We start from the raw sequence: 10,028 nt of genomic DNA, 5'->3' as shown, positions 1-10,028 counted from the left end.
TTTTTTAGTTAATCCTCTCGATTGACGCTAGAATTTGTAGGGCTTATCATAAAGGGAATACAGAAATCTAGGAGGCTGACATGAAAAAATTTAAAAAGATGGTGGCGATCGAGCCTACTAAATTATTGCCAGAGTGGGATGAGCGGCTAAAAGAATTAGCAGAAGAAGCGGTTTTTTATTCTGATATCCCAACGGATGCGGCGACGATTATTGAACGCATTGGGGATGCCGATTGTGTCATGTTAAGTTTCACCAGTTTTGTTGATCGGGAAGTCTTGGATGCGTGTCCTAATATTCGCTACATCGGGATTTGTGCCAGCTTGTATGCGCCGGAAAATGCCAATGTCGATATTTTACATGCTGAGAAAAAAGGCATCGTGGTCACAGGCGTGCGGGATTACGGCGATGAAGGTGTGAAAGAATATGCCATCAGTGAGTTGGTTCGTCTGTTGCAGGGGCGCGGTCCGGCGATGTGGAAAGACGAACCGATGGAATTGACAAATGTGAAAGTCGGAATCGTCGGAATGGGAACGGTTGGCAGCTTATTGGCGCGGACTATGAATTTTTTCGGGATGGACGTCAAGTATTACAGTCGTACCCGCAAACCGGCAATCGAACAAGAATTGACGATGGACTACTTGCCACTGGATGAGTTGTTAGCTGAAGTGGATATCTTAATCACTTGTCTCAATAAAAATGTCGTGTTGTTAGACCAAGCGGCCTTTGAAAAATTTGGCAACGGGAAAATTTTGATGAATGTATCGATCGCGCCCTCGCATGAGGTACCGGCGTTGAAAAACTGGTTAGAACAGCCGGGAAATTTTGCCTTCAGCGATACGGAAGCTGGCTTAGGCGAAGCCGTGATCGGTCTGCCGAATGTTTTTACAGGCAAAACCAATGCTGGTTTGACCTCGATGGCGAAGGTTCGTTTGGCGCAAAAGGTCATTCAAAATATTGAAAACTTTCAAGAGAATCATTAGATAGTCGCTTTTTATGGAGACTCAAACGCTGGTTTGGGTCTTTTTTTGTGTTTGTGTCAGAAAAAATCACATGAAATGTTGCTTTTTCAGAAAAATATTCGCTGGATGTCACTTTTTGTTACATGCGTTATTGAATTCGGAGCGGAAACTCGCTATGATTAAAAAAAGAAATAATGGATAGACTGGCTGAATTGAAAAGAAATGAGGAAGAGCGATGGAAGAGTGGTATTTGGTTCAAGTGGAAACAATTGTTGGAGAAATGACTGAAGAAACTTTCAAGACACATCGAGAAGCGCTTTGCTATGCGACTAATTACAAAAAGGTCAAGCTGAGTAAAGTTTTTAAGGCTGGAGCAATCATCAGTGAGTTTAATTATTGAATGTAGATGGGAAAGCGTGTAGCAAAAGAGCTTCGACCGAATTAGGTTCGAAGCTCTTTTTTGCGGAGTTGGATCAGATTGCCGACGACAAAAATCAAAATACCCAGCCAAATAAAAGCAAAAGCGATGAATTGCGGCAAGGAATAGGGCTCATGGAATAGGAAAATCGCCATGATCAGCATGATGGTTGGATTGATGTATTGTAAAAAACCAATCGTAATATAAGATAATTTTTTGACGGCTGTCGCAAATAATAGTAAAGGAATTGCCGTGACGATCCCGGCCCCCATCAGCAGCAGATTAGTTGAGCCGGTGTACTGCATAAAACCGACTGGCGAAACGAAAAATAAATAGATCAAGGCAAGCGGGGCAATGATCAACGTTTCTAAAGTGATGCTAGTAGCGGCACTTAAATGCAATTGTTTTTTTGTCAGGCCATATAAACAAAAACTGGTGGCTAAAAAGATCGAATTGAAAGGGAAGACACCGGTTTGGATCGTTAATAAGACCACGCCGGCAAGTGCCGCCAAACTGGCTAAGACGGCATGTTTGGTCAAGGGTTCTTTCAAATAGAGTGCGCCGACTAAGACGTTTAACAAAGGATTGATATAGTACCCCAAGCTAGCTTGTTGAACTTGTCCGATTGAGACGGTGTAAATGTAGATCCCCCAGTTGAGGGAGATAAAAATTGCCGCAACAATGATTGCCAGTGTACTGCGTTTGCTTTTCAATAATTCGCGAACTTCCCGGATAAAAGTCGGAAACTTGCGCCAACCGACTAAATAAATTGTCATAAAAATCAATGACCAAATAATGCGATAGGACAAAATATCGACTGGACCGACATTGCCTAATAATTTCCAATAAAGTGGTAAAATGCCCCAGATAATATACGCCCCAAAGCCATAAACCAACCCAGAATCTTTTTTCATCAAGTCCTCCTTGTTTGAATCGTGTTTTATCATTTTAACACAAATAATTCAGTAGTTTTAGCTAAATTGTGAAGGAGAGGTGGATTGGATGTTACCCTGTTGCAAAATCAGATATTGGGCATAGTTAATTTATAATTATTGTATTCGAAGCGGTTAATATAAATAATGCTAGGAATATTAAGCAAACGATTGTAGCAAGTAATAAGATGCTAAATGAAATCATGACAGGCTTTTGTTTAAAAAGTTGGTTGTTCCTGTTAAAAAAAATAACTAACATAGAAAAACTAGACATACATACAAGTATCTGCCATGGCAATACTTGTGTTAGAAATTCGGGTCGTACTCTTATTGAGAAAAATAAAACAAATGAAAATGCAACCAACAACATGTCGATTATTAAATAGAAAGGGAACTCCTTAAAGAAACTTAACTGTTTAGCATCATTCTCAATTTTTTTCATGAGTATTCCATCTCCTCTCAACATTGTATCCAGAGACAATGAATAGAAATCTGCTAGTTTCAACAACATAAAAACATCCGGATAGTTTTTGCCTGTTTCCCAATTTGATAGTGTTTGCCTTGAGATATTTAGTATTTCTGCTACCTCTTGTTGCGTCATATTATAATTCTTTCTACTTTCTTTTATAATTTTTCCTAACTCCATTAAGCTCACCTTCTTATTAACTATCTATATTCAAATTATTTATCATTGCCTATTCTTGCTATGGACCTTATGTTCACTATTATTTTATTTGATTTATTGCATTATTCCTATAAAGCTTTGCTTGCAAATGGAAAAAATAGCGCAAAAAATTCTTGCAAAGCTTTAAATAGATTGATTTAGTAGGGTTTTCACTCAAGGGAAAAAATTTGTACAAGATTACTAAAAAACAGGCTAATCAATTGAATGAAGTGATTAAGGGTTTTGTGTATTTCTTTCAGTCTGTTTATTTTTTTTACATAGCGTGTCAGTCGGTTTTCTTTTATCGTAAAGCTTCATCTAATGAAAAGCTAAATAGTTCTAAGAGGACGTGGCGAATACAAAAAAGGCAAGAGAAGCACTCTTGCCTGATCAAGCGGGGTTATTAGCAAAATAAGTATCAAGATACGCCTTGATTTCTTTGAAGTTTTTGGTCATAAATAATTTTGCTGGTACTTTGATGATAGGGAGATTATTTTCGTTATCAAAAGGGAAATAGGGGTCTGGGACAACCAAATAATCGACTGAATCTTTGTCACGCAGATAGTTGATCGAAACATCATAATCCTGTGAAAAATATTTTTTGAAGTCTGTCGTATCGCTGAAATTTACCGGTAAAAACATGGAACTATAGCTTAAGCCAGTACTGACAGTTAAAACAAAACAGATTTTAGGCATAAAAATGCTCCTTTCACTTCGCCTGCTAGGCGTTAGGAAAATCCCCAGACGCTTTAAATCAAGTCAGCAATCCCTGCAACGATCAGAGCCATGCCCAGCAGCAGGTTGATAGCAAAACCGATTTTATTATTGGCATTTAGATTATTTCCAAAATTTGTCCATTTGGGGACTAGAATTCTTCGATCGGCTAAAAAATAAACGCCGTGGGTTTGTTTATTTTTTAATAACTGGGGAATTTTAGCGATGGGCCAAGTCAATAATAAACAACCTAAAATGAATTCGATCATCAAAAACACCTCTCTAATAAAAGCACAGCAAAAAAAGCGTCAGCGGCAACGCTTTAAGAACTCAATGGAAAAAACTTTCAATTGCACCAACGATCATTGGGGTTAAACCGCTGAGGGAAACCAATGAGATTGAAATTTTTTGCATTAACGTCAATTTTTTGAAATCACGATAAAACGCATAGATCATGATCAAGATACTTAAACTAGTTAAAAAACTAAAGAGAATATAAAATGTGTTCATTGCCGAACGTCCTCGCTTAATTTAGATACCCGACCGCGACACTGTTTAAGCCTGAGATACCATTAAAAAAGGCATTGATGACGGTTCCGTCCTGCGGTAGGTAGCCTTCTTTTTCTTTATTTTTATTGTATTCCTTAATCGTAAAAATGACAATGTGTTTGAATTTCATTGATTTTCCTCCTCGTTAGTATGATTAAAAAGTTTACGTTATTTGTTGGGGAAGGACAAGTGGTGATAGTCAAAAAAGCGATTTAATTTTTTAGGATTGGCTTAAATTATTGATACGTCAAGTACCAAAAATAAAACGCCTCCTTCATTTGAAAGAGGCGTTGAGTCTTTGATTAACCCATTTTAGTGGTCCCGCTGCCGATGTGAGCGACATAAAACTCGGGGGCATAACCAATGACGTCTAAGTATTTATCATAGACTTGGTTTTCAAAGGCAGGGATCTTATCTTCTTGGACTAAGGCGATGGCGCAGCCGCCAAAACCGGCTCCCGTCATTCGCGCGCCTAAGACACCGGCTTGGGCTTGGGCGGTATCGACTAAAGTATCTAACTCGATCCCAGTAACTTCATAATCATAACGTAAGGAATGATGAGAGGCGTTCAATAATTTTCCGAAAGCGGCCAGATTGCCTTTAACCAATTCGGCTTTGGCTTCTAAGGTCCGTTGATTTTCCGTCACCGCATGGCGTGCCCGCCGGATCAAGGTATCGTCACCGATTAAATCGGTATTGGCTTCAAAGGTAGCTTCGTCCAGCTCACCCAATGACTGGATGTCTAATTTCTTTTGTAGGCGAGCCAAGGCTTCTTCACATTCGCTGCGACGTTCATTGTATTTCGAATCGGCTAATTCACGGCGTTTATTGGTATTCATGATCACGACGGCATAATCGCCAAGTTTTACCGGCACCATTTCATATTCCAGCGTATTGGTATCCAAGAGAATCGCTTGATCGACTGCGCCAAAACCGATCGCAAATTGGTCCATGATACCGGAGTTGACACCGATAAATTCATTTTCAACTTTTTTCCCGGTTTGGACTAATTCTAAGCGATCAGTTGAGAGGTTAAAGAGGTCCTCTAACATCACGCCAACTAATAATTCCAAGGAAGCACTGCTGGAAAGACCTGCACCGTTGGGAATTGTTCCTTCAACTAATAATTCAAACCCGTGGTCGATAACATGACCGGCTTCTTTTAGTTTTAGGATCATGCCTTTGACGTAATTTGCCCAATTGTCCTTTTTATCATAGGCTAGATTCTTAAGATCAAAAGAAATCACTCCAAGATCATCAAAGTTGGTGGAATACACTAAAACTTTCTGGTCTTCTCGCGGGGCCGCCACACCATAAGTGCCATAAGTAATCGAGGCTGGGAAGACGTGTCCGCCATTGTAATCGGTGTGTTCACCGATCAAGTTGATGCGGCCGGGAGAAAAATATTGTGTCGTATTTCTTGGTCCGAAGATCTCTGCAAATTTGGTGTTTAATGCGCGGTTTATTTCCATTCTTTTTCGCTTCTTTCCCTTTTAATTTTTAAAATCGATTTTGTATTCGGTAGTCGTTTCAAAGGTTTCGTTGGCAGGCAGTTTGATTGAACCAAAGTCTGGATACTGTTCAGCACCGGGAGCGATTTGGGTCTCAAAGGTGATCCCGCCGTGATGGGCCAGTTTTTTACCGTGCATGAGGGGGCCGTCTGCGCCAAAATTCGCCGTGAAGATCACGACACTGGAGGAATCTGTTGAAACGGTTAATTCAGTTTTGCCATCAGCACTGGTCAGTTTAGCCGCCGGTTGCCGTATATCCTTTTCCTTTAAGAAGAAGGGATGATCCAGCCCGTTGCATTGATTTTTTTGAGCAAAATCACTCGTAAAGACCGCGGCTAAAGGTTTTTCAGTTTGAAAATCAAACGCTGTTCCGGCTACAGGTGCTATTTCGCCAGTCGGGATTGTATCTGGTCTCAGAAAAGCAAAGGAGTCGCTGTTCAGCCACAATGTGTGTTGGTCGATTGCTTCGGTCACATCGCCAGTCAAATTAAAATAAACGTGATTGGTCGGATTAAATAAAGTGGTGTGATCGCTGATTCCTTTAGTAGTTACGCGCCAAATATTATCTTGTGTCAAGGTGTGGCGGACTTCAACCTGTAATTCACCAGGGAAGCCATGTTCGCCAGCTGGGCTAGTTAGCGTGAAGACAACCGAGGCTGACTGGTCGTCCTCTTCGATCGTATAATCCCATTTTTTCGTTTCAAAGCCCGGCTTTCCGCCATGAAGTGAATGACCATTGGCTGGATCAACGGCCACTTGATAGGCTTTGCCGTCAAGGGTGAAGCGACCATTTTCAATGCGACCGGCCGTTCGACCGATGGTAGCACCGATAAAGGGATCTTTTGCCAAATATTCTTCAGCAGAATCAAACCCTAAAACCAATTCTTGATCGCGGCCAAGGCTGACGATTCGGGCACCTAAGTCAGTCACCGCCAAGTGGAAACCGGATTCATTTGTGATGGTGATCAGTTGGTAGCCTGCGCCAAAATCTTTTTCTGTAATTTTCATCTAAAAACCTCGCTTTTTGTATAATGGAAAATCTATCGTGTCCTGATTAGTTTAGCGATTTATTAACAAAGTGACAAGGACTAGAAATTTTATTCCCTGTGCTTGAGTCTAACTTAACAAGAAATCGCTTTCTTTAGAACGTATTTTTGTGAGAACTATTTAACTTTTTGTTGCATTTTGTTTTTGAAGCAAGTAAGGGGAGTGACAAAAATTTTGTCACTCCCCTTACAACTACTATTCCGCTTAAAAATGAAAACCGATCCCAGAGAAGCTTTGGCTGATGAAAAAGGAGATCGGCGTTTTTCCAATGAGCGGCGCTGGGTAATTTTACGAAAAAATGAGCGAAGAAAAGGCTTAAATCTCCAGAGCGTCCAGCTGATTTATTTTTTTCGCAGCATTCGCCAGACTTCTTTCAGCGACCAAATAATCAATATTGGCAGGCCTATAATCAACAGTAAATTAAAAATACTATGATAGGAGATGTCATAGTCGATAAAAGGATTATTTTTTTGCAGCAGCAGGGTGCTAGGGACGATCAGACAAATTAGAAGTGCTTGGGCTAGTTGCTTAAGACTCTTTTTCAAACGATCCTTCCTTTCCCTAGTAAAAAGCTTTTTTTATTTTAAGCATAGCATGAATGAAAGCTGGAAGAAGCCTTTTTTCAATAGCTTTGATTTATAATAAAAAAACGGGATACTTCAGGCTTTAGAAAAATTATGGGCTATTTTCGTGTATAATTTAAAGTGGAAAGTAAGCTGGGAGGTGGATCATGGAACAGACGATTTTTTTGAAAAAGGAACAGCATCAATTGCAGACGGATCTTCATTTTGATTTTTGTGGGATTTCGAAAACACTCCCGTTTCATGCCTTTGGTCCGGCGATCCGGCAGAATTATATTTTACACATCGTGATGGAAGGCAAAGGGACTTATCAAGTCAAAAATCAGCAGTATCACTTAAAAAAAGGCGATTTATTCTTGATTCGACCAGGGGATTCAACCTTTTATCTAGCAGATGGCGAAGAACCTTGGATGTATGCTTGGCTGTCTTTTGGCGGATCAGCAGCAGATGAGATCATCCGCCATTCCCAATTTAGAGAAGATCAATACACGATGGTTTCTTCCGATATCCAAAAATATGTCGATACGATTTTGGCCTGCCTGCCTTTTGCGGAAGCAACATTAGTGAATGAATTACGTTTGAATGAACTAACTTATCGTTTTTTAGCCACTCTTTTAGCCGATGGTGGGAAGATCCATCTAGGTGAGCAAAAAGTCTATTCGCCGTTGGCCGTCGCTACGGTGGAATATATCGAAGCGCACTATGCTGAACAATTGACGGTAGAAGCAATCGCACATCATTTGGCCGTCAACCGCAGTCATCTGTCGCGAGTGTTTCGCAATCATATGGCTATCAGTATCAAAGACTATATCTTGGGCGTACGGATCAATCGCGCGGCCTTCCTGCTTTCGATGACCGATGAGAGTGTCGAGACGATCGCAGAGCAAGTTGGCTTTAATAGCCTTGTCGTTTTTAGCCGGATGTTTAAAAAACTGACGGGCGAGACCGCAAGCGTTTATCGGAAGCGGATGAAAAATGAAGACTTCAAAAATGTCTCGTTAAAGGAACTAAAAACACAATTAGAAAAACAAGCCGTCGTAAATCGGGCAACCTAGCAAAGTGAACGTTTACAAAGAATTGTTGATATCCTATACTTGAATGAGTGAGTATAGGATTTTTTGTACATAAATGCAAGGTTGCTAAATTCTCGTTTGTGAAAATAATCACTTTTGGTGAGCGGCAAGATGACCAGTGAAATAAAAATAATAGGAGGGATTTACTCATGAAAAAGGCCAGCGAAATGACCATTGAAGAATTAGGTGCCTATATTGATCAGTCGGTGTTGAAACCAGATTTTACGGAAGCGGAGATTCGCAAGTATATTCAAGAAGGGATCGATTATCATTGTGCAACGGTCTGCGTCAATCCGGCTTCTTTGGATATCGCCGCAGAAATGACGGAGGGGACGGATACCAAGATTTGTGTCGTTTGTGATTTTCCGTTTGGCGCCAGTACAACTGCCTCTAAAGTTTCACAAGCAGAGACGTATTGTCGACGGGAAGATATTTATGAACTAGATATTGTGGCGAATTTTGGTTGGATTCGTAGCGGAAAATATGCCGAGGTCACGAAAGAACTCCAGGTAATCGTTGAAGCCTGCCATAATTATGGAACCGCTGTAAAGGTGATTTTCGAGACGGATACATTGAATGAGGAACAAATTCGGCAAGCTTGTGAATGTGCGATTGCGGCTAAGGCAGATTTTGTTAAGACGAGTACGGGTTTTATCACCGGTTATGAAAGCAAAGGCGCCACGAATGAAGTGATCCAAATCATGATGGACCAATGCCAAGGCCGGATCAAGATCAAGGGCAGCGGTGGAATTCGCACGCGGGAACATTTCTTAGAATTGATTGATCTGGGGATCGACCGTATGGGAATCGGCTTCAAGTCAACGCCGGTCGTTTTAGGATTGGCTAAATAAGATGGCAGATAAGTTACTTTTCGAAATGCGGACCGACTTTCGCACCTGGCTGACAAACAATGCGGCAAAAAGTGGTGGTGTGTGGCTCGTATTTGGCAAGACCAAGCAAATCAAAACGTTAAAAGCCAGTGAAGCACTAGAAGAGGCTTTATGTTTTGGCTGGATCGATGGTGTGATGAAAAAAGTCGATGAGCATTCCTACATTAAATACTTTGCCCCACGACGCAGAAATAGCCACTGGTCTGAAAAAAACAAAAAAATCGTAGACAAGTTGGAACAGGCGGGCTTAATGACGGAGCTTGGCCGTGAAAAAATCGCTGAAGCGCAACAAAATGGCCAATGGGCGGCTGCCGCAAAACCCGTGGCGATCAGCGCTGAACAAATCGCAGAAGTAGCAGAGCTCTTGACAGATAATGTGGCGGCTTCAAAGAATTTTGCAAAGATGTCGCCCTCTGTTCAAAAAACGTATGCACGCGCCTATTTTGATGCCAAAACGGCTGCTGGAAGAGCGAAGCGATTGGCTTGGATGACTGAACGGATAGAAAAAAATTTAAAACCGATGTAAACCAAAAGCTGGAATCTTTATTTGATTCCAGCTCAGATTGTAGACAAAGTAATTTATGTTGAGAATCATTATATAGTGTTTCATATCTTCTCTTTTTACTGATATAACTAAATAAATTTGAAGTTGTGAATGAGTTTTAAATATAGTAGAAAGATTAGTCAGTT

14 protein-coding genes are annotated in these 10,028 nt (G+C 40.8%); 5 read left to right on the top strand and 9 right to left on the bottom strand.

Features of this window, described 5'->3' with window-relative positions:
- The first annotated feature begins 80 nt into the window (after window positions 1-80).
- Complete coding sequence (locus EP1_RS13035) at window positions 81-980, top strand: NAD(P)-dependent oxidoreductase (RefSeq protein WP_067628255.1); 900 nt, start codon at window positions 81-83, stop codon at window positions 978-980.
- Window positions 981-1,194: 214 nt separating this feature from the next.
- Window positions 1,195-1,359 (top strand): hypothetical protein, encoded by a 165-nt coding sequence (locus EP1_RS13580; RefSeq protein WP_167540766.1) that lies wholly within the window; start codon window positions 1,195-1,197, stop codon window positions 1,357-1,359.
- Window positions 1,360-1,400: 41 nt separating this feature from the next.
- On the opposite strand, the gene rarD is transcribed toward EP1_RS13580, so the two are convergent.
- From rarD to EP1_RS12995, 9 genes are all read right to left on the bottom strand, one after another.
- Window positions 1,401-2,291 (bottom strand): EamA family transporter RarD, encoded by an 891-nt coding sequence (rarD, locus tag EP1_RS13030; RefSeq protein ID WP_067628253.1) that lies wholly within the window; start codon window positions 2,289-2,291, stop codon window positions 1,401-1,403.
- A gap of 124 nt (window positions 2,292-2,415) precedes the next feature.
- On the bottom strand, window positions 2,416-2,955 hold the full coding sequence (locus EP1_RS13025) for a helix-turn-helix domain-containing protein (RefSeq protein ID WP_067628251.1): 540 nt from the start codon (window positions 2,953-2,955) through the stop codon (window positions 2,416-2,418).
- A 408-nt stretch (window positions 2,956-3,363) separates the two neighbouring features.
- A complete protein-coding gene (locus EP1_RS13020; RefSeq protein WP_067628250.1) occupies window positions 3,364-3,669 on the bottom strand; it encodes a hypothetical protein in 306 nt (101 codons plus the stop codon).
- A gap of 53 nt (window positions 3,670-3,722) precedes the next feature.
- Complete coding sequence (locus EP1_RS13015) at window positions 3,723-3,956, bottom strand: hypothetical protein (RefSeq protein ID WP_067628248.1); 234 nt, start codon at window positions 3,954-3,956, stop codon at window positions 3,723-3,725.
- Window positions 3,957-4,017: 61 nt separating this feature from the next.
- A complete protein-coding gene (locus EP1_RS13010) occupies window positions 4,018-4,197 on the bottom strand; it encodes a hypothetical protein (RefSeq protein WP_067628245.1) in 180 nt (59 codons plus the stop codon).
- 16 nt (window positions 4,198-4,213) lie between these two features.
- Window positions 4,214-4,366, bottom strand: a complete 153-nt coding sequence (locus EP1_RS13575) for a hypothetical protein (protein ID WP_167540765.1) — start codon at window positions 4,364-4,366, stop codon at window positions 4,214-4,216.
- Window positions 4,367-4,538: 172 nt separating this feature from the next.
- Window positions 4,539-5,708, bottom strand: coding sequence for a galactokinase (locus tag EP1_RS13005; protein ID WP_067628242.1), 1,170 nt, complete (start codon window positions 5,706-5,708; stop codon window positions 4,539-4,541).
- Between the two features lie 21 nt (window positions 5,709-5,729).
- Complete coding sequence (locus EP1_RS13000; RefSeq protein WP_067628239.1) at window positions 5,730-6,755, bottom strand: aldose epimerase family protein; 1,026 nt, start codon at window positions 6,753-6,755, stop codon at window positions 5,730-5,732.
- A gap of 380 nt (window positions 6,756-7,135) precedes the next feature.
- The gene (locus EP1_RS12995; RefSeq protein ID WP_067628237.1) at window positions 7,136-7,339 is read right to left on the bottom strand and encodes a hypothetical protein; all 204 of its coding nucleotides are present in this window, start codon (window positions 7,337-7,339) and stop codon (window positions 7,136-7,138) included.
- 185 nt (window positions 7,340-7,524) lie between these two features.
- Here EP1_RS12995 and EP1_RS12990 point away from each other — a divergent pair, with 185 nt between their 5' ends.
- The 3 genes from EP1_RS12990 (at window position 7,525) to EP1_RS12980 (ending at window position 9,864) form a co-directional block, all read left to right on the top strand.
- Entirely contained in the window at window positions 7,525-8,430 is a 906-nt protein-coding gene (locus EP1_RS12990; RefSeq protein WP_067628234.1) for an AraC family transcriptional regulator, read from the top strand.
- 167 nt (window positions 8,431-8,597) lie between these two features.
- Window positions 8,598-9,299, top strand: coding sequence for a deoxyribose-phosphate aldolase (gene deoC / locus EP1_RS12985; RefSeq protein WP_067628231.1), 702 nt, complete (start codon window positions 8,598-8,600; stop codon window positions 9,297-9,299).
- A 1-nt stretch (window position 9,300) separates the two neighbouring features.
- The gene (locus tag EP1_RS12980; protein WP_067628228.1) at window positions 9,301-9,864 is read left to right on the top strand and encodes a YdeI/OmpD-associated family protein; all 564 of its coding nucleotides are present in this window, start codon (window positions 9,301-9,303) and stop codon (window positions 9,862-9,864) included.
- Window positions 9,865-10,028: the final 164 nt, after the last annotated feature.

The organism is Enterococcus pseudoavium NBRC 100491 (assembly GCF_001544295.1).
Classification (GTDB): domain Bacteria; phylum Bacillota; class Bacilli; order Lactobacillales; family Enterococcaceae; genus Enterococcus_A; species Enterococcus_A pseudoavium.
This window is presented reverse-complemented; position numbering and strand designations above follow the sequence as displayed.

What these genes read in the sequence shown, in the direction of transcription:
- EP1_RS12990 (WP_067628234.1), top strand. Translation starts at nt 7,525, where the DNA reads ATGGAACAGACGATTTTTTTGAAAAAGGAACAGCATCAATTGCAGACG.
- rarD (WP_067628253.1), bottom strand. Translation starts at nt 2,291, where the DNA reads ATGAAAAAAGATTCTGGGTTGGTTTATGGCTTTGGGGCGTATATTATC.
- EP1_RS13575 (WP_167540765.1), bottom strand. Translation starts at nt 4,366, where the DNA reads ATGAAATTCAAACACATTGTCATTTTTACGATTAAGGAATACAATAAA.
- EP1_RS13000 (WP_067628239.1), bottom strand. Translation starts at nt 6,755, where the DNA reads ATGAAAATTACAGAAAAAGATTTTGGCGCAGGCTACCAACTGATCACC.
- EP1_RS13035 (WP_067628255.1), top strand. Translation starts at nt 81, where the DNA reads ATGAAAAAATTTAAAAAGATGGTGGCGATCGAGCCTACTAAATTATTG.
- deoC (WP_067628231.1), top strand. Translation starts at nt 8,598, where the DNA reads ATGAAAAAGGCCAGCGAAATGACCATTGAAGAATTAGGTGCCTATATT.
- EP1_RS13020 (WP_067628250.1), bottom strand. Translation starts at nt 3,669, where the DNA reads ATGCCTAAAATCTGTTTTGTTTTAACTGTCAGTACTGGCTTAAGCTAT.
- EP1_RS13005 (WP_067628242.1), bottom strand. Translation starts at nt 5,708, where the DNA reads ATGGAAATAAACCGCGCATTAAACACCAAATTTGCAGAGATCTTCGGA.
- EP1_RS13010 (WP_067628245.1), bottom strand. Translation starts at nt 4,197, where the DNA reads ATGAACACATTTTATATTCTCTTTAGTTTTTTAACTAGTTTAAGTATC.
- EP1_RS13025 (WP_067628251.1), bottom strand. Translation starts at nt 2,955, where the DNA reads ATGGAGTTAGGAAAAATTATAAAAGAAAGTAGAAAGAATTATAATATG.
- EP1_RS13580 (WP_167540766.1), top strand. Translation starts at nt 1,195, where the DNA reads ATGGAAGAGTGGTATTTGGTTCAAGTGGAAACAATTGTTGGAGAAATG.
- EP1_RS13015 (WP_067628248.1), bottom strand. Translation starts at nt 3,956, where the DNA reads ATGATCGAATTCATTTTAGGTTGTTTATTATTGACTTGGCCCATCGCT.
- EP1_RS12980 (WP_067628228.1), top strand. Translation starts at nt 9,301, where the DNA reads ATGGCAGATAAGTTACTTTTCGAAATGCGGACCGACTTTCGCACCTGG.